14 protein-coding genes are annotated in these 18,038 nt (G+C 70.0%); 3 read left to right on the top strand and 11 right to left on the bottom strand.

What is annotated here, in order from left to right; translation table 11 throughout:
• Positions 1-37: 37 nt before the first annotated feature.
• Positions 38-1,516: a lipase maturation factor family protein gene (locus tag OV287_RS49045; RefSeq protein WP_267540989.1), complete on the top strand. Its 1,479-nt coding sequence runs from the start codon at positions 38-40 to the stop codon at positions 1,514-1,516.
• Between the two features lie 4 nt (positions 1,517-1,520).
• Here the strand turns inward: OV287_RS49045 and OV287_RS49040 are convergent, their stop codons facing one another.
• Complete coding sequence (locus tag OV287_RS49040; RefSeq protein ID WP_267540988.1) at positions 1,521-2,288, bottom strand: lysophospholipid acyltransferase family protein; 768 nt, start codon at positions 2,286-2,288, stop codon at positions 1,521-1,523.
• A gap of 211 nt (positions 2,289-2,499) precedes the next feature.
• Here OV287_RS49040 and OV287_RS49035 point away from each other — a divergent pair, with 211 nt between their 5' ends.
• Positions 2,500-3,345: an Ig-like domain-containing protein gene (locus OV287_RS49035; RefSeq protein WP_267540987.1), complete on the top strand. Its 846-nt coding sequence runs from the start codon at positions 2,500-2,502 to the stop codon at positions 3,343-3,345.
• A gap of 98 nt (positions 3,346-3,443) precedes the next feature.
• Here the strand turns inward: OV287_RS49035 and traB are convergent, their stop codons facing one another.
• The 7 genes from traB to OV287_RS49000 all read right to left on the bottom strand — a co-directional run bounded on the left by traB (position 3,444) and on the right by OV287_RS49000 (position 12,807).
• The gene (gene traB, locus OV287_RS49030; protein ID WP_267542571.1) at positions 3,444-5,093 is read right to left on the bottom strand and encodes an outer membrane exchange protein TraB; all 1,650 of its coding nucleotides are present in this window, start codon (positions 5,091-5,093) and stop codon (positions 3,444-3,446) included.
• Positions 5,093-7,123, bottom strand: coding sequence for an outer membrane exchange protein TraA (gene traA / locus OV287_RS49025; RefSeq protein WP_308809802.1), 2,031 nt, complete (start codon positions 7,121-7,123; stop codon positions 5,093-5,095). Before traA ends, traB begins: the two co-directional genes overlap by 1 nt.
• Before the next feature lie 110 nt (positions 7,124-7,233).
• Positions 7,234-7,596, bottom strand: a complete 363-nt coding sequence (locus OV287_RS49020; RefSeq protein WP_043412376.1) for a helix-turn-helix domain-containing protein — start codon at positions 7,594-7,596, stop codon at positions 7,234-7,236.
• A gap of 272 nt (positions 7,597-7,868) precedes the next feature.
• On the bottom strand, positions 7,869-9,611 hold the full coding sequence (locus OV287_RS49015) for a GTPase (protein WP_267542569.1): 1,743 nt from the start codon (positions 9,609-9,611) through the stop codon (positions 7,869-7,871).
• 84 nt (positions 9,612-9,695) lie between these two features.
• The gene (locus OV287_RS49010) at positions 9,696-9,935 is read right to left on the bottom strand and encodes a hypothetical protein (RefSeq protein WP_267540986.1); all 240 of its coding nucleotides are present in this window, start codon (positions 9,933-9,935) and stop codon (positions 9,696-9,698) included.
• Positions 9,936-10,137: 202 nt separating this feature from the next.
• Positions 10,138-11,439, bottom strand: a complete 1,302-nt coding sequence (locus OV287_RS49005) for a serine/threonine-protein kinase (RefSeq protein ID WP_267540985.1) — start codon at positions 11,437-11,439, stop codon at positions 10,138-10,140.
• A 3-nt stretch (positions 11,440-11,442) separates the two neighbouring features.
• On the bottom strand, positions 11,443-12,807 hold the full coding sequence (locus OV287_RS49000; RefSeq protein ID WP_267540984.1) for a sigma-54-dependent transcriptional regulator: 1,365 nt from the start codon (positions 12,805-12,807) through the stop codon (positions 11,443-11,445).
• Positions 12,808-12,894: 87 nt separating this feature from the next.
• On the opposite strand from OV287_RS49000, the gene OV287_RS48995 reads away from it, so the two are divergent.
• Entirely contained in the window at positions 12,895-14,247 is a 1,353-nt protein-coding gene (locus OV287_RS48995) for a thioredoxin family protein (protein ID WP_267540983.1), read from the top strand.
• Between the two features lie 16 nt (positions 14,248-14,263).
• Here the strand turns inward: OV287_RS48995 and OV287_RS48990 are convergent, their stop codons facing one another.
• From OV287_RS48990 to OV287_RS48980, 3 genes are all read right to left on the bottom strand, one after another.
• Positions 14,264-15,643, bottom strand: coding sequence for a DUF1444 domain-containing protein (locus OV287_RS48990; RefSeq protein WP_267540982.1), 1,380 nt, complete (start codon positions 15,641-15,643; stop codon positions 14,264-14,266).
• Positions 15,640-16,818 carry a metallophosphoesterase gene (locus OV287_RS48985; RefSeq protein WP_267540981.1) on the bottom strand — a complete coding sequence of 393 codons (1,179 nt, stop codon included), beginning with the start codon at positions 16,816-16,818 and terminating at the stop codon, positions 15,640-15,642. Before OV287_RS48985 ends, OV287_RS48990 begins: the two co-directional genes overlap by 4 nt.
• A gap of 81 nt (positions 16,819-16,899) precedes the next feature.
• The gene (locus OV287_RS48980) at positions 16,900-18,021 is read right to left on the bottom strand and encodes a helix-turn-helix transcriptional regulator (protein WP_267540980.1); all 1,122 of its coding nucleotides are present in this window, start codon (positions 18,019-18,021) and stop codon (positions 16,900-16,902) included.
• Positions 18,022-18,038: the final 17 nt, after the last annotated feature.

Raw genomic sequence — 18,038 nt, 5'->3', positions numbered from 1 at the left:
GGAGGGCCGTCTCCTTGGCTGGCTCGTCGAGCGCTCGGTGGCACCCCCACACCACCGGCTCGTCCGTCAGGTGTTCCTCCAGGCCCTGGGCGGCATCTACCTCATCGCCTTCACCTCGCTGAGGCGGCAGGTGAAGGGCCTCTACGGCTCGCGCGGCATCCTGCCTGTCCGCGACCTGCTGTCCTCGCCGCGAATGACGGCGATGGGGCACGAGCGGTACCTCTGGTATCCCACGCTGCTTTGGTTGGACGCGTCCGACAAGACCCTGGTGCGCGGCCTTCGCGCTGGCCAGGTGCTGTCGCTGGCGGTGATGGCGGGCCTTGCGCCTCAGGCCGCGCTGACGGGGCTATGGGCCCTCTACCTCTCCTATGTCTCGGTGGGGCGGGAGTTCCTCTCCTTCCAGTGGGATGCGCTGCTGCTGGAGATGGGGTTGCTCGGCATCCTCACGGCGCCGACGGGACTGCGGCCGGGACCAGGACGCTACGAGCCCTCCGCAGCGCAGGTGGTGCTGTGGCGGGCGCTCGTCTTCCGACTCTATTTCGGCTCGGGAGTATCCAAGCTGAAGTCCGGCGACGAGACGTGGCGCAAGCTCACCGCGTGCGACTACTACTATGAGACGGAGCCCCTCCCCAATCGCGGCGGGTGGTACGCGCACCATCTGCCCCAGAAGGTGCAGAAGCTCTCCACGGCGGCGGTGCTCGCGTTGGAGACGGTGGGCCCATTCCTCGCCCTGGCTCCGAGGCGGTTGCGGCTCCTGGGCTTCTGGCTCTTCTCCGGGTTTCAGGGCATCCTCATCGCCACCGGCAACTACGGCTTCTTCAACGTGCAGTCGCTGGCGCTCGGCCTGTGGCTGCTGGATGACGCGTCCCTGCGGCGCCTCCTGCCGGCCCCGCCTCCCGCGAGGCCTCGGCCCTGGTGGCGCACCCTGGGCGCCTGGCTCCCCGCTGCGCCCTTCCTCGTCCTGGGCGCGAATGAAGTCCTGGCCCGCTTCAACCGTCCGCGCAGCTCGCCGCGATGGCTGGAGTGGTTGGAGATGCGGGCCCGTCCGCTGCGGGCGGTGAATCCCTATGGCCTCTTCGCGGTGATGACGGTGCGCCGGCCGGAGATTGCCATCGAGGGCTCCGACGACGGCGAGACATGGCTCGAGTACACCTTCCGCTACAAGGTGAGCGACCCAGAGAGGGCTCCGAGGCAGGTGGCCCCGCATCAGCCCCGGCTGGACTGGCAGATGTGGTTCGCGGCGCTGGGCTCGCCACCTGTCTGGTTGCTCGCCTTCCTGCTGCGCCTGCTCGAGGGCGCTCCGGACGTGCTGAAGCTGCTCGCCATCAATCCGTTCCCCGAGCGCCCGCCGCGCTACATCCGCGCCACGTTCTATGACTACCGGATGGCGGACTTGGAGACACACCGGCGCACGGGGGCGTGGTGGAACCGCGAGCGGGTGGGGCTGTACCTGCCCCCCCTGAGTCTCGCCCCGGGAGGGACGGGGAGCCGGCTGCAGTGGTACGCCGGGGAGTGAGGGCTCAGCGGCTGGGTTGGGAAGGGGTGTGGGGTGCCAGGTGCGGCGCCGGGGCCGCATCGTTGGCTTTGGGAGCAGGGGGGGCGTAGACGCCGCGGTACTCCGGGGGCATCAGCTCCGCCACCCGCCGCATCATCGCGTCGGTGAGGGCCTGGCGCGGGTCCTCGGACTCGGCGGTCTCGGCCTCGAGCTCGTCCAGGTGGAACGGCTTGCCGAAACGCACGGTGAGGTGGGAGCGGCGCACCTGTTCCCGCCCCATGTCCCGGTCATCGATGGGCATGAACTTTTCCGTCCCGGTGAGGGCAACGGGGACGATGGGGACACCGGCCCGGCGGGCGATGAGGGAGGCGCCCTTCTTGGCCTGGGTGAGGGCCCCCGTCCGGCTGCGGCCGCCTTCGGGGAAGATGAGGACCGAGTGGCCCGCCTTGAGCGTCTCCACGGCGCGCTTGATGGGCTCGATGTCCGACGAGTTGGGGCGGATGAAGATGGTGTCCACCGCCTCGGTGCCGAGCCGGGTCATCACGGTGCTCTGCAGCTTGATGCCGGCCAGGAAGTACACCTTCAGGGGCCGCAGGGCGCGGTCCAGCGTGAAGCCATCCGCGTTGGACAGGTGGTTGCAGATGAAGAGGCAGGGCTCGGAGGGGAGGTTCTCCCGCCCGATGGCCTCCTCGGTGGTGCGCAGGTGCCAGACGGTGTCCATCAGCTTGCGCACGGCGGCCCGGCGAGGGCGTGCCGGAAGGATGGACAGCAGCGCAAAGAAGTTGTGGATCACAGCCGGTTCCCCCTGGCTCCCCGAGCGGAGAGTCCCATTCGAGCGAACCTCATCCTTCCGAGGTCCATTCCAGCGTCGGGTACCCGGCGGAAGCAGGCAGTCGGGCGAACGGGGGGCTTGCGAATCATTGCGCCCTGGCCGTATCGAAATACAGTCACACGCGCCTTTGTTCGAGAGGCACGCTCGTACGCCCGCAAGCCCCCCTACCGCCTTGAAGATCCTGACGTCCGTCCGCTCGCTGCTCTTGTTGTCCGTCCTCGTCCTTGGCGCCTGCCGGTCCGCGCCGGAGACGCTCACCCTCGCCATGCCGGAGAACCGGCCCCTGCATGCTCATGGAGAGTCCATGGTGCTGCAGGCCGTCGCGCTGGATGGAAATGGCCAGCCGGTGGAGAACCCCAAGCTGCGGTGGGTGAGCTCGGCGCCGGAGGTGGCCACGGTGGAGAACGGGGTGGTGGTGGCGCGCAAGTCCGGCAAGGCGAAGATTTCCGCGGCGGCTGGCAAGGCGCGGGCCTCGGTGGAGGTACAGGTCTCCATCCCCAGCGTGGTGGACATCCGGGTGGATGGAGCGGACTTCCTGCTGGCGGGCAACTCCATCGCCATCTCCGCCGTGGTGAAGAACGAGCTGGGCAAGCCGCTGGTGGACGTGCCGCCCCAGTGGACCACCAGCGACCCGTCCGTGGCGCGTGTGGAGAATGGGAGGCTGATTGGCGTGGCGCCCGGAAAGGCCACCGTCACCGCCACGGTGCCTCCGCTGAGCCGCAACCTGCAGGTGCAGGTGGTGCGCTCGGACTTCGCGCGCGTGGAGGTGGAGCCTACGCACCTCGTCTTCGTGAAGATCGGCCAGAAGCTGCAGCTGCGCGCCAAGACGTTCAACAACCGGGGCGTGCTCCTCAATGATGTGCCTGTCACCTGGTTCAGCTCGGACTGGTCGGTGGCGACGGTGTCCCCCACCGGGCAGGTGACGGCGGTGGGGCCGGGGCGCACCGTGGTGACGGCCACCGCTGGCAGGCGCAAGGCGGCCGCCGAGGTCGTCTTCGAGGTCACGGCCAGGCGCTGAGCCCCCCGCGGTCCCATCCACTTCGACACGTGTGGAAATGAAACGGGGCGCCGGTAAGGGCGCCCCGCGCGTCACTGCCTACTGCCGCCGTGGGGTCTTCAGCGAGTCTCCGCAGCGGACTTGTTGTACTCCGGAGCCTGCTTGCGGCCCTTGGTCGACTTGACCGGGGGCAACGCCTGCTCCGCGGCGGGATCCGTCGGGCAGGGAGACGTCAGCGCACCCGCGGAGGGCGGCAGGATGGTGAACTCGACCCGGCGGTTGAGCGCCATGTTCGACTCGGAGTCGTTGGCGGCCAGCGGGCGGCTGCGGCCGAGGCCCGCCGAGCACAGGCGCTCCACGGCGATGCCGCTGTCGAGGAGGAAGTTCATCACGCTGGCGGCGCGGCGGCGCGACAGGTCGTAGTTGTACGCGTCGTTGGCACGCGCGTCCGTGTGGGCCTCGACGAGCACGCGCTGGATTTCCAGGTGCTTGAGCAGCTCGTCGGCCACCTCCTCGAGGATGGGGAAGGACTCGGGGAGGATGACGTCCTGGTCCGTGGCGAAGTGCACCTGGTCGAGGATGATGATCTTGTTGCCCTCGATGCGCGCGAGCGGGCAGCCCTCGCGGCCGCGCGGGCCGGCCGGGCTGGCGGGGCAGCGGTCGAGCCGGTCCACCACGGCATCGCGATCCTCGTCCGTGTCGGGGCAGCCACCGTTCTCCACGGGGCCCGCGGCAGTCGGGCAGCGGTCCCCCTCACCAATGACGGAGTCTCCGTCCGGGTCCACAGGCGGCGGGGGCGGAGGAGGTGGCTCCGGGGGCTCCTTGAAGCGCGCGATGGCCTCGTACTCCTTGGTGATGGAGGGCACCCAGATGATGGAGGTGAAGAGGCGCATGGTGGGCGCCGTCAGCGAGCAGCCGCAGCCGCCGCCACCTCCGACGGTGAAGGTGAGCCCGAGACCGCTGTACCAGCGCAGGCCGACGAGCAACTCGGCGGGAATCTGCAGCAGATCCTCCGGGCGCTTGTCCAGGGGGGTGCTGCCGGAGAGCATGCCCACGGCGGTGACACCCCAGCCGCGGATGATGGGGACCTCGGCACCGAGCCCGAAAGTGGCGGAGTTGCCCCACTGCACGCCGGCGAACTCGCGCTCCGGGCGCAGCCACAAGCCGGCGTTGAGGGCCAGCAGGATGCCCGACTCGAAGCGGTAGTCGAGCAACAGGCCGGGCGTCCAGGTGGTCTCGCCGTCGCTGGCGAAGGCCTCCTGGAGACCGGTGGGCAGACCCATGCCGAAGGTGAGCGCGCCACCGAGCCCCGAGCCCTCGGGAGTGCGGCGCAGGCCAGGGATGGCCACCTTGCCGGTGAGGCGCAGGTCTCCGGGGGTGAAGGATTGGACGAAGCCCTCGGTACCGATGGCCTCCAGGTTGTCTCCGGCCTGGGCGAGCACCAGGGGCATGTCCACGCCGAGCTCGAACCAGTCGAGCAGCCCCACGGAGGCCATGACGTCGAGCTGGAGGCGATTGCCCACCACGCTGAGGGCCTTGGAGTTGGTGCCCGCAGCGACGAGCATCAGGGGATCCAACGCGAAGTTGAGGAAGGCGCCGCCGGAGACGGAGAGGTGCGAGATGGGGCGGGACTGGCCGACGACGACCAGGTCCTGGGCGGCCCCGAGTGGACGGAAGGCCTGCACGTCGAAGCGTGCGTCCTGGGCGGAGGCGGAGCCGGAGGTGGCGAGCCCCAGCGCGAGTCCGAGGGCGATGCAGGCAGAGCGCATCACGCGGCGCCTCGCGGGCGGAGGGCGAGGAAGGCAGCGACGAGGAGCAGGAGGGCGAGGCCGCCGGGAGTGCTGTCCGCGGTGGTGCCGCAGCAGAAGGCGCCACCCTGGGGCTCGGTGCCGGGCTTGCGACGGCCGCGCTCACATTGCTGGGTGGTGGCTGAGCAGTGCTGGACGCCGAGGCAGTCGTTGCTGTCCACGCACGAGGTGGTGCAGGTGTTGAGGGCGGTGTCGCAGGTGCCGCCGCAGGGGCAGTGGGCGTCAGCGAAGCACTCGACGCAGGTGTCGCCGTAGCACACCGTGCCCTCGGCGCAGCTCACCGCGCAGGTGGAGGCGGAGCAGGTACGCGTGTTGGGGTCGCAAGTGCCGCCGGGGCCGCAGTCGGCGTTGTCGCGGCAGCCTACGCAGGAGCTGCCCTGGGTGGTGCCGTCCGTGATGCAGAAGGGCTGCTCGCCGGGGCATGCCTCACAGCGCTCACCACAGCGCTTGTCCGTGGTGCACGAGGCGCACTCGCCGCTGAGGCAGAACTTGCCGTCACCGCACTCGAGGTCCGAGCGGCACTCGACGCACACCTGGCCGTCCATGCAGTAGGGCCGGTCCGAGGGGCACTTGACGCACTGGGAGCCGCAGCGCTCCGAGGTGTTGCACTCGGCGATCTGCTCCACGCAGCGGCCGTTGGCGATGTCGCACTTCTTGCCGTCGGAGCAGTCGGTGTCGCTGGTGCACTCCACGCAGCTGGGAGAGGCGCCGGGGGAAGGAGAGGCGCACTTGAGGCCGCCGGGGCAGCAGTTGCAGGAAGTGCCCGCGCAGCTGTCGTTGGTGGAGCAGGCCTGGCAGGTGTTGTCGGCGCAGGTCTGTCCGCGCGGGCATTGGTCGTCCGTGACGCACTCATGGCACTCGTTGTCGGCGCCGCAGAACTCGCCCTTGGGGCAGTGCGCGTCGGTCTTGCAGCCGCGGCACTCGTTGGTGGCCGTGTCGCAGCGGCCGTTGGGACACTGCGAGTCGTCCGAGCACTGGACGCAGGTGAACGTGCCGTTGCGGTTGAGACACAGCGGAGTGGACGCACCGCACGGAGAGCAGCTGGGGCCGCAGAAGACGGAGGAGTCACAGGGCGCGCACAGCGCCGCGCCGTTGCAGTAGTAGCCCGGGTCGCATCCATTGTTGCCAGCGGTGTTCGCGTACTGGCGATTGCACTGCTCGCATTGTGCAGGGTCCGGGAACGACGGACGCCCGCTCTCCGTCTGGTAGAAGGCGGAGGGTCTGGCCAGGGTGAACCCCGCGTCCAGCAGCTTGATGACTGGGGCCTCATTCGCCGGCCGCTCGAAGTCGCTGAACGTACCGACCAGGAGCGCCAACTCCAACGCCGCGTGCTCTCCGAACTCGGCGTAGACCACCTCGACGGGATACAGACCCGGCTTCATGAAGGTGACGCTATTGGTCGTGCGATAGGTCGGGAACCCGGTCCGAGGCGGCCGGTTGATGACCGGGTAGCGGTTGTTGCTCTTGTCGTAGACGGCGAACGCCACGGCGTCGTCGGAGTAGAACCCGAAGTGGATGGGCAGGCCCACCATGTCCGCGGTGATGTTCAGATAGCCGCGGAGCCGACTGCCGAAGGCGGCGGCGGGGTCCACACCGAAGAAGTGGCAGCCGCCGCTCGGGCATCCCGTCACCACGTTCTCGTAGTCGCCGTAACTCAGCCTCAACCCGGAGGTGTTGTTGTTCGAGAGATCGAACAACGTCTGGAGCACCGACGTGACAGGGGCGTTGGGATTGCCCGCGCCGGGTTGGCTATCCAGGAACGAGTTCACGCCTCCAGCAAAGCCGGAGTTGCTCAGCGGGAAGTCGATGTCTGGAGCCGTCGAGACCCTCGTTGCCACGCACAACCCGGAACCGGGTTGTGCGGGCGACGCTGCTACGGGATCTCCGGTGACGACCACCGTGGGGAGCTGCTCGGCGTGGGCCGCTCCGGCCAGCACTACCAACAGCGTCGCCGCCAGGGCGGCCATTCTTCGGAAGGGATGCACGGACACGGGCCCGGAGGATCCCCCGACCTACTTATGCGGTCAAGTTACGGCCGGGGGAACTGTTGAAAGGTGGGACGCGATTCTACCCCGGCTCCCGACTTGGCCTCCAGCGACCGTTACTCCTTCTTGAGCGCCACGGCCAGCCGGCCCAACAGCTTGATCTGCCCGGAGTCGAGCTGACGCAGCACGCGCAGCACCGCCCTCACTTCCGGCTTCTCGCCCTGCTCGCTCGGTGGGTCGGCGAGCCGCAGCGAACCATCCGGCCCGGCCAGCCCCAACAACTCATCGGCGGATATTCTCAGCGCGCGGCACAGCCGCAGCAGCGTCGGAACGCTCGGCACCATGCCGCCGCGCTCGATACGGCCGTACACCTCGGTCACCAGGTCGACCATCTCCGCTACATCCGCCTGGGTGAGCTGCGCACGCAGCCGGGCCGTACGGGCGGCCTCCCCAATCGTCTTCGCCAGTTTCTTGTCCATACCTGAACCCACCCTACAGTGTAGGCAAGGCGGAATACGACGCATCAGGTTGTCGGAACAGGACTGTAAAGGTCATTTCTTCAACCCTATTTTTAAAGTCACCCTGCTCTGTCCTGGTTCCCGCGAAGGCCGGAACATGCCGCCTTCTCCTCCTGCGCCCAACCCCGTTCTTCCCTCGGGCAACCCATGTGCGAAGTGCTCCCACCCGCCTCGTGTGGTCCGCGAGATGCGGTTGGACACAGAATGCCGGAGGGGTCTGACACGGCGGGTACTCAGGAGGAGATCCGCGAGGTCGTCTCGGAAAGGGTAGAGGCGGTGCGCGCCCAATCCGAAACCTGGGCGTCGAGGTGCCCGAGCAACTCGGCGAAGAAGCGCCGTTCCAGGGCTTGGGCGAGGGTGGCGCCATGGGCCTCGGCCCACTTGAGGGTGAGGCGCTCGCGGATGTCCGAGCCCAGCGCATCCACGAAGCGCTCCAGCAGGGGCGTGGACAGCAGCGTGCCGGCCCAGATGACGGCGTCGTGGCCGAAGCCGCCCGTGGCCACCGTCACCACCGCGGCGGCCCCCGAGGGTACCGAATAGACGAGCGTGGTGAGGGTCTGCAGCACCTCCTCGCGCAGGCCGCCCTGGAGCTCGGTGCCCACCAGCCCCCGGCAGAAGGTGTAGAGGCTCTCGCGGTCCGCGGTATGGGCCTGCAGGGCCTCGAAGCCCAGGGGCTCGTCCAGGCGCGCGAGGGTGGGAGGGCCGAACGCCTCGGAGAGCAGCTCGCGCGTTCGGGCATCTCCATGCCAGGCGGCCACTTCGGGGGCGAAGAGCTCCACCATCCGCCGCACCCCATCGCGCAAGGTGTCCTCGGCGAGCTGGCCCACCGGGGCGGGCGTGGGCTCGGGGCCGGTGAAGGAGCGGCGCACCTGGCGCGAGAGGAACGTGAGGGCCGTGGCCAGCCCCCGGAAGGGCAGGCGCACGTAGCGGTGGAAGGCACTGCGCGCGTCCAACTCGTCGCGGAAGGCCTCCACCAGTACGTCGGCGGGTACGGCCTTGAGGGCCGCATGACGGCCCACTCCGAGCAGCTCGTGACGCAGCCGCTGGCGCAACCGCTCCGGCTCATGAGCGGCGGTGGTCGCGGCCCGGGCCAGTTGCTCCATCTCCGCGCGCGCGTCCCGGAGCGAGGCGGCCAGGGCCTGAGCCTTGAGTGCGTGGGCGTGCTCGGCCTCACCCAGCAGCGTGGTGAGGGCGGGGGCCGCGTCCAACGGGTTCGTGGCGAGGGGCTTCTCCCCAGCCTCCACCTCCGGCTGGTGCGGGGCGAGGTAGCGCGCCATGGGGGGATGGCCCACGTCCGAGGCCAGCTTCTCCAAGTGCCCGCGCGCCACCTCCTCGCGCGTGGCCTCGTTGTAGACGAGGAGGTAGGGGCGCCCATGGCCCACGGCGGCGCGCAGGAAGTCCACCAGCGCGGCGTTCTGGTACGTCTGCCGGCTGACGACGAAGGCGAGCACGTCCACGGTGACGAGCAGGGCCTCGGCGCGCTCGCGGTTGTCGCGGTAGACGCTGTCGAAGTCCGGTGTGTCCATCATCACCAGGCCATGGGGCACCGCCTCGGCGAGGACGAGGTAGAGGCGCCCGGCGGGCCCCGGCTGGTCCACTGGCGCGGCCTCGCCCGAGGCCACGGTGACGATGTCGTAGCGGCGGGTGAGGAAGTCCTTGAGCGAGCCCGTCCAGGTGTCCGGGTGCGCGGCGGCGAGGCACTGCTTGGTGAGGCCTCCCTCGGGGCGGGCCGGGGAGAGTGTCGTGCCCACCAGCGCGTTGAAGAGGGTGGACTTGCCCACGTTGTTGGGCCCGGCGATGGCTACCAGCAGCAGGGGCGCGTCCGCTCCGCCCAACCGGGGCAGCAGGTCGCGCCGTAGCCGCTCCAGGAGGCGGCGGGCGGTGTCCGCATCGGCGGCCTCGGGGAAGCGCTCGGGGGGCGGGAGGGCGTCGCGGGCGGACTCGAGGGCGGTGCGCAGGTGGGTGAGGTCGTTCATCCGGTGGTCGGAAGACAGCACGTGGCGGGCCGGATGCCCATGGAAGACGTGCCAGGTCTGTCGGCCCTGGACGAATGTGCCTCGTCAGGGCTGCTTCGGGTCGGTGCTCGACCCTGAGCCCGTGGGGGCCTGGGAGGTGCCCACCGCGTCCAGCCGTGGTGCCGTCTTCGCCATGCGCCGCACATCGCGCTCGAGCTGCTTCTGGAGTCGCGCGGACTGGGCCCGGAGCAGGCGGATCTCCCGGGCGGCCTCGTCCTCCAGGGCAGCGTGGGCGTTCGAGGCGAAGGTGAGGGACACGAGCACGGCCAGCGCGATGTGCTTCACGGGGATTCTCCTGTGCCCTTGCAGCGGGTCGCGGAGCGGTATTGCGACGCCCGTGCCATGGCACTTCCTCTCGGAAGGAGGCCGGCCTGGGGAGGGGCACGGCTGTGGCATTCCGCCGCAGTGGAGGTCCACTGCGGGTGGGTGCGGCGTTTGGGGACTGGGGCGATCCGCCACAGTGCCGACTTCTGGAGGGGAGGCCGGCTCAGCGGCGAGAGCGCAGCGCTCGACTCACCTTGCGGGCCAGGTCCGTGGGGTCCACGGGGAGCGGCACGTAGTCGTACACGCCGCTCGCGACGGCGCGGGACATCAGAGAGAAGTCCTCTCCGCTCCCGCAGAGCAACACGGGCGGAGCGTGGGGCCGGCTGGCCAGGGTGCTCGCCAGCGCCAGGGCTTCCTCCTGGGCCCGGTCACTCCGGGGCACCACTACCAGCGCGGCCATACCCTCCAGGGAGTCGTCCTCTCGGCAGGGCACCACCCGGTAGCCGCCCACCGACAGCGCTGTGCCGATGCCATGGGGATTGGCGGGGCCGTCCGGCTCGATGAGGGCCACGGGTCTCGCGAGCAACTCGGGCGAGGGCGCGACAGGAGGGGCGGGCGGAGGCTGTACGCGTTCCTGCTTCTTGCCCTCGCCGCGTGCGGGAGGGGGAGCCAGGGCCTCGCGCAGCCGAGCGGCCAACTCCCGCGCGCTCGCCGGGCGCTGCGTCTTCGCCTTGGAGAGGCTCGCGAGCACCAGCGCCTCCAGTGCCTCGGGAATGCCTCGCTCCGGCCTGAGCTGGCGCACGGGTGGAGGTGGGCGGTACAGGTGGCCGCTCATCACCTCCACGGCGGGCGAGTCCCCGAAGGGAGGCCGGCCCACGAGCAGTTCGTGCAGCAGGCACCCCACGGAGTACAGGTCGGCGCGCCCATCGGGCAGCTCACCACGGCAGTGCTCGGGAGACATGTACGCGGGCGTGCCGAGCACCTGGCCGCTCCCCGTCAGCCGCTCCTGCTGCCCCGGGTTCACGAGCGCGGCCAGCCCGAAGTCGAGCACCTTCACGGTGGGAGCGGAGAGCTCGCCCACCAGCATCACATTGGAGGGCTTGAGGTCGCGGTGCACCATGCCCAGGTCGTGTGCTGCCTCCAGTACCTCCAGCACCTGCGCGGCGAGCTCCACCGCGGTTTTCACCTCCAGCGGTCCGTACGTCTCCAGCACCTCGTCCAGCGGGACGCCGAACACCCGCTCCATGGCGAGGTAGAGGGTGTCCCCGTCGGCGCCGTGGTCGAACAGGTGCACTGCGCCCGGGTGCTTCAGCCGGGCCATGAGCTGCGCCTCACGCTGGAAGCGGGCGATGGCACCAGGCGTCTTCGCCACATGAGGGTGCAGCACCTTGAGGGCCACATAGCGCTCCAGGCCGAGCTGCTCGGCCTCGTACACCGTGCCCATGCCGCCGCGGCCGAGCGTCCCCGTCACCTGGTAGCGCCCGGCCACCACCCGGCCTACCCAGGGGTCCGCCTTCCCCGCCATGTGCTACTCCCCCGAGCCCTTGATGCGGTCGAGCTTGCGGTAGAGCGTCTTGCGGTCCAGCCCCAGAATCTGCGCGGCGAGCGACTTGTTGCCCTTCACCTCCTCCATGACGCGGAGGATGTAGCGGCGCTCGACCTCCTCCAACGTGGTGAGCTCCGAGGGGTCTCCGCTGGCCACCACCACGTGCGAGGCGCGGTAGGCGCGAATCTTCTCCGGCAGGTCCTCCACGGTGAGGCGCTCGGTGACGGTGACGGCCACCGCGCGCTCGATGCAGTTGCGCAGCTCGCGCACGTTGCCGGGCCAGCTATAGCTCATCAGCCGCTCGGCCACGGCCTCGTTGAGGCCCGTCACCCGCTTGTTGGCCCGGGCGGAGAAGTGCTCGATGAAGTGCTGGGCCAGCAGGAGGATGTCCCCTCCGCGCGAGCGCAGCGGCGGCAGCTCCATCTGCACCACGTTGAGGCGGTAGTAGAGGTCCTCGCGGAAGCGGTTCTCCTCCACCATGCCCTCCAGGTCGCGGTTGGTGGCGGCCACCAGGCGCACGTCGAAGGACACCTCGTGGTCCCCGCCCACCGGGCGCATCACGCGCTCCTGCAGGGCGCGCAGCAGCTTGGGCTGCAGACCCAGAGGCATCTCCCCCACCTCGTCGAGGAAGAGTGTGCCACCGTTGGCCTGAACGAAGAGGCCCGAGCGTGCTGCCTTGGCGTCGGTGAAGGCACCCTTGGCGTGGCCGAACAGCTCACTCTCCAGCAGGGCCTCGGGCATGGCCGCGCAGTTGACGGCCACGAAGGGCCCCGAGGCGCGCCGGCTTCGCTCATGAAGCGCCCGGGCCACCAGCTCCTTGCCCGTGCCGCTCTCGCCGTTGACGAGCACCGTGGCGTCCGAGTCCGCCACCCGGGTGAGCAGGTCATACACCTTGCGCATCGGCGGGCTGGAGCCGAGTAGACCTCCCAGGCGCTGGGACTCGGTGACGACCTTCTTCAGGCGCACCACCTCGCCCTTGAGGTGGTGGTGCTGCACGGCGCGGGCGAGCGTCAGCGCCAGTGCATCCATGTCCACCGGCTTGGTGATGAAGTCGTAGGCGCCGGCGCGGATGGCGGCCACGGCCGTCTCCATGCTGCCGAAGGCCGTCACCACCACCACCGGCAGCTCCGGCAGGTTGGCCACCACGCGCTCGCACAGCTCCGTGCCGCTCAGCCCCTGCATGTTCAGGTCCGTGAGCACCACGTCGAAGGGCTGCTCCAGCAGCAGGGGCAGGGCCGCGTTGGGATCCGTCAGGGTGGTGACGGTGAAGCCGCGCCGGGTGAGGCGGTTCTGGAGCATCTCCACCATGCTCGGATCGTCGTCGATGAGAAGGACTCGGCCGCTCATATGCGCGGGGCACCATATCCCACTCCCGCCGGGGCTGAGGCAGCTTGCCTTCTCCCCTGCCCGCCCCCGGAGTAGGGTGCCGGGCTCATGAGAACGCACCTCTCCAGCCTGCTCGTGCTGGGCCTGCTGGCCTGCACCGGCGCGCGGACCTCTGCTGTGTCCGAGCCCGCGGCCTCGCATGCCAGGACCCCCTTGCCGTTCATCGAGGATGACTACCCGCGGGCCCTGGCGGAGGCGAAGTCGAGGGGATTGCCCCTCTTCGTGGATACCTGGGCGCCGTGGTGCCACACGTGTCGCTCGATGCGCGCCTTCGTTTTCACGGATGAAGCGCTCGCGCGGCACGCCGGACGGTTCGTCTGGCTCGAGCTCAACACGGATCTTCCCAGTAACGCACTGTTCCAAGAGAAGTACCCGGTGGAGTTCTGGCCCACCTTCTTCATCATCGACCCGAGGGAGGAGAAGGCCCTCGTGCGCTTCGCGGGCAGCGCCACCGTGCCCCAGCTCGAGAAGCTCTTCGAGGACGGAGAGCGTGCGTACAGCGGAGCTGCCCAGGGTCCCGAGGCGCTGCTGGCCCGCGGCGATGCCCTCTATGGTGAGGGCAAGTCAGCCGAGGCGGCGGACGTGCTCGCCCAGGCGCTGGCCGAAGCTCCCGCGGACTGGTCTCGCCGTGGCCGTGCGCTGGAGTCCACCCTCACCGCCCAGTACGGGGCGAAACGTCTCGAGGCGTGTGCCAGGACGGCGCTGGCGGAGCTCCCCAAGGTGCCGCACTCGGCCTCGTGGGCGAATGCGACGGTTCTCGGACTCTCCTGTGCGTTGCAGGTGCCGGAGGAGGGCACCGCGGACGCCCAGGCGCTGAGGGAGTCGCTGGAGGCGAAGGCCCGCGAGGCGCTCTCGCCGGACATCGCCATGCCGGGTGATGACCGCTCGGGCGTGTACGACGTGCTGGTCCAGGCCCGCCAGGCGGCGAAGGACGAGGTCGGTGCGAAGGCACTCGCCGGACAGTGGCTCACCTTCCTCGAGGGCGAGGCCGCCCGGGCCCCGACGCCCGAGCAGCGCACGGTGTTCGACTCGCATCGCATCGGCGCCGCGCTGTTGCTGGGTGACCCGATGAGGGTGGTGCCGGCCATCGAGCAGAGTGAGAAGGATCTGCCGGACGACTACAACCCGCCCGCGCGCCTGGCCAACCTCTACCGGCGACTGGGACGCCTGGACGATGCGCTGGCCGCGAGCACCCGCGCCCTGTCGAAGGTGCAGGGGGGCCGGCGGTTGCGCGTCCTGTCGGAGCGGGCGGACATCCACCTCGCCAGGGGAGACAAGGACGCGGCCGTGAGCACCCTGGAGGAGGCGATCGCCTACGCGAAGACGCTCTCCGAGGCACAGGCCTCGCCGCGCATGGTGGCCGCCCTGGAGAAGAAGCTGGCGGACACGAAGTCGAAGTGAGGGGATGGGCCCGTGCTCAGGGCCCGCCCTCGTCGAACAGGTCGCCCGGGTCGTTCTGCCACCGGGCGAGCTGCTCCTCGGTGGGGAAGCCCTTCACCCGGTAGCGCTCGGGGTACAGCCCCTCCACCGGCGCGAGCAGCTGCCCGGCCACCCGCGACACTTCCTCCCACCGGGCGATGCCCACCGGCGGGGCCTCCGGACCGAGTGCTGGGTCCATGAAGAAGATGACCTCTGCTCGCGGGAGGATGGTGTCCACGCCCTTGAGCCAGACGGCGTAGCTGAGGCTGCGCCCGCGCTCGTCCTGGTAGGGGGTGTACGCGGCTACGAAGAGGTCCACGCCCTTCTCCTCGTAGAGCTTCTCGAGCTGCTGCGTCTGCTCGTCGTAGTCGCGTGCCCGAGTGAAGAGCTCCAGCTTGCGGAAGTCCGCCCAGGCGTTGTTGAGCCGCTCGGGCATGTAGGGCACCCAGCCTTCAGACCCGAGCCGCATGGCGCGGCCGTCCAGTGCACGTGGGGCCATCACCGCCCGCAGGGCCTGCGTCGCCAGCTGATTCAGTCCGTCTTCATCCTCGGAGCCGGTGATGAGGAGCAGGTCTCGATGGGGCACGAGCACCACCGGCGTCCCCTTCACCGGGCAGCGGCGCACCACCTCGTCGAGCAACATGCGCGAGGCCGCGTAGCTGTCCTGCCAGGGGGACTTGCAGGTGCCTGGGGCGAGCTGCTCGAGGGGTTCGGTGCTGCGCGAGCGCAGGTTCTCCACGGCCATGCCGAGCGCCTGCTCGAAGGAGACCCCCCAGCGCGTCAGCTCGCCGGGCCCGAGATAGCGCATGGTGTCCGGCCCGTCGAAGGCCAGTCCCACGCCGAGGAAACCCCCCAGGGGCTTCCACGCGACCGGCGTGGCCTTGCCGGGCGTGCTCTTCATCACCAGGGGGACCTGCTCGAAGAAGGTGCGGCTGCGCACCACCGGCAGCAGGTTCGGCCGGGCCTCGGCGAGCGTCTCCGGCATCTCCGGCATGGCGCGCACGCGGGCAATTCGGGCGAAGACTCCCCCATGCTGCTCCGGTGGCAGGGCGAGGTACTCGTCGAAGAAGTTGGCCAGGAACACCGTGGTCCCGTCCTTGTCCCCGAGCCGTAGCAGAAAGCCGTCGGCGTCGTAGTGGATGGGGCGCGTCTCGCCGGAGGCGCGCAAAGCCTCTATGGCTTGTCGGGCGAAGGCATCCCGCTCCGCTAGCTGCTGCTCGGGGGACGCTTCCTCTTGTCCCTCGGCGTGCTCCGCAAGCTGCGTCTCGGTGGCCCGGGCCTGCCGGGTGGACGCACGCAGGCCAGGCCCCGCACATCCACCCAGCCCCAGGGCTCCCACGAGCGTCAGCCCCACGAGTCTCCGCGTCGTCTTCCTCATCCCTGTTCTCCCTGGAGCGTGTTCCCGAGCGGCCGTGCCGATGCGCGGGCATCAAGATCAAAGAGCTCGTAGGCCTCCAACGGTGACTCGCGCATGCCGCCGTCGGTGAAGACGAGCACCGCCTCATCGGGGCCGGCCGGAGGCGGGGCGCCGTGGCGATAGTGGAGGGTGGTGCCGTCGGTGACGAGGTAGCGCAGCACGCCATCCCGGGTTCCCTCGCGGGGCTGCGCGAGCAGCTCACGGCTGCGTTTGTCGCGCGTGTGGCCCACCACCTGGGTGAGGCCGGGCGGAAGCCGGTGCGGGTCGAAGCGGCGCCGGGGCGTGGCGGCGCGTTGGGCGGCGTCCTCGGGACGCAGGCTGGGGCGATGGTAGAAGATGCCGCGACCCTCTCCGTACGAGGCGCTGCCGGGTTGGTACAGTCCGGGAATGGAGAAAGGGCCCTCCTTCCATTGCGCCACCGCGGTCGCGAGCGCCCGCTCGAGTGCATCCGCTACCATGGGGGCGTGGGCCTGTTGGGACTCGGGCAGCCCCACCGTGTGCAGGTCCTCGCGAGTGACGCCCGCGTGCAAGACGAGCAGGTGCTCCGCCGCGGCGAAGGCCACCCGGAAGCGCCCATTGCGCAGCAGGTACGCCACCCAGTCGCGTTGCACCTCGCGGAAGTTGCCGAAGTCCCGGGCCGCCAGCTCGACGTTGGGCAGCTCCGGGTAGCGGGTGAGGAAGTCGCGCTCCCGGGCTTCGTCGGTGTCCTCTCCCCGGTAGATGCCGTCCGCCTCCGCCTGAGCGGCGGCGAAGCGCGCGTCGGTGAATCCGGCGAGCTCGCCCACTCGGCCCAGGTCGTGGTTGCCCAGCAGCAGCACCGCCTGGTCCGCCGGGTGCGCGGCCATCCACGCCACCAGCTTCAGCGCGCTCGAGGCCACCTCCTCGCGCTCGGTGGGCCTGCCCCAGTCGAAGTGGTCCCCCACCGAGATGAGCTGCACCTCGGGCAGCAGCCATCCCTCCGGGCCGAGCAGGCCATGGCGGTCGAGGATGGCGAGGAAGCGGGTGAACTCCGCCTGCGGATCTCCGATGACGAGACGCCGGGTGCGGTGCTGGCCATCGGGCGGCGTGGAGTGGGGGCCACTGCGGATGGCCTCGGCGGCGCGGGCGAGGGCGGACTGGAGTCGCTGGGAGCTCACGGGCGCATCCTAGTCCCGCCCGCGAACAGGTGCCGCCGTGTTCCGCCCGGGTGTCGTCCGGTGCCTGGTTGCCCGCCCCGCTCAGGTGGCCAGGAAGCACTTGGCAATGAGCGCCGAGCGACTCTCCACCTGAGCCTTGGCCAGGATGCGGGTGACGTGGACCTCCACGGTGCGCTCCGCGCAGCCGAGGTGCAGGGCAATGGCCTTGTTGGACTCACCGCGCACGAGCCGTCCGAGCACCTCCATCTCCCGGGCGGTGAGCCCCCAGCCGGTGCTCAGCGCGTGCACGCGGGCGAGGGCCTGCAGGGGCTCGCCCTGAACGACGGCCAGGTAGTGCGTGGGCGTGCCGGAGAGGCGCAGCGGGGTGAAGGTGAGCTCCCCGCCCAGGGGCTCGCCCCGCAGGTACCTCTTCAGCGCTTCCGCCACGAGTCCAGTGTCCCTCTCGAGCCGGGCCCGCCCCATGCTGTTGGCGAAGGCCACGCGTCCAGTGGACGTCACCACGTACGCCGCCTGGCCGAGCGCCTCCAGCGCCGCCTCGAGGGCCGCGTGGAACACGCCTGCCTCGCGCAGGCGCGTGTCCAGCGTCAGTCTGCGCTGAAGCGAGGGAATGAGCTCCCGCAGCAGGCGCACCTCCCGCCCTTCAAAGGGCTCCGTGCGCATCGCCCCCACCCACCCCAGCAGGGCCGGGCCGTCACAGACGAGCACGCGCAGGAACATCATCCGATCCAGCCCGCACCCCTGAAGGAAGGTGCCGACATTGGATTTCACCTGGGCCTGCACTCGCGCCCGCTCCTCTGCCGGGAGGTCGAGCGTCTTCCAGAGTGTGAGCCGCTCGTCCTGGGGCGGGGGGATGGGCGGAGCATCCAGGTTGGGAGCCTGAAACTGGAGCTCCCGGTTGCGCTGAGAGGGTTGGGGGCAGGCGGGGTTGAAGTACCCCCAGGGGTCGCGCCGGGTGCCCACGAAGCTGTCCAGGGACGCGTGAGCATCCGCCGATGTCATGGGGAAGCCGGAGATATGGGTATAGCTCACCTGGTAGCGTTCGGGCCCGATGTCCACGCCATAGGCGAGGCCCCGCTCTGCGTTCAGCGCTTCCCGCAGCGTGTCCACCACGGCCGGCAAGACATCCACTCCCGGCTCGACGGTCTCGAGGCGGGCCTGCAGCTCCTCCAACCGTTGCTGATCCCGCGAATTCAATGGTTCCAAGCTATTTCGGACTATAG

The sequence above is a fragment of the Archangium lansingense genome (genome assembly GCF_026626635.1).
In the GTDB taxonomy this organism is placed as follows: Bacteria; Myxococcota; Myxococcia; order Myxococcales; family Myxococcaceae; genus Archangium; species Archangium lansingense.
This window is presented reverse-complemented; position numbering and strand designations above follow the sequence as displayed.

Excerpts from the sequence above, each read along its gene's own strand:
- OV287_RS49020 (WP_043412376.1), bottom strand. The coding sequence starts at position 7,596 with ATGGACAAGAAACTGGCGAAGACGATTGGGGAGGCCGCCCGTACGGCC.
- OV287_RS49015 (WP_267542569.1), bottom strand. The coding sequence starts at position 9,611 with ATGAACGACCTCACCCACCTGCGCACCGCCCTCGAGTCCGCCCGCGAC.
- OV287_RS48995 (WP_267540983.1), top strand. The coding sequence starts at position 12,895 with ATGAGAACGCACCTCTCCAGCCTGCTCGTGCTGGGCCTGCTGGCCTGC.
- OV287_RS49000 (WP_267540984.1), bottom strand. The coding sequence starts at position 12,807 with ATGAGCGGCCGAGTCCTTCTCATCGACGACGATCCGAGCATGGTGGAG.
- OV287_RS49005 (WP_267540985.1), bottom strand. The coding sequence starts at position 11,439 with ATGGCGGGGAAGGCGGACCCCTGGGTAGGCCGGGTGGTGGCCGGGCGC.
- traB (WP_267542571.1), bottom strand. The coding sequence starts at position 5,093 with ATGCGCTCTGCCTGCATCGCCCTCGGACTCGCGCTGGGGCTCGCCACC.
- OV287_RS48990 (WP_267540982.1), bottom strand. The coding sequence starts at position 15,643 with ATGAGGAAGACGACGCGGAGACTCGTGGGGCTGACGCTCGTGGGAGCC.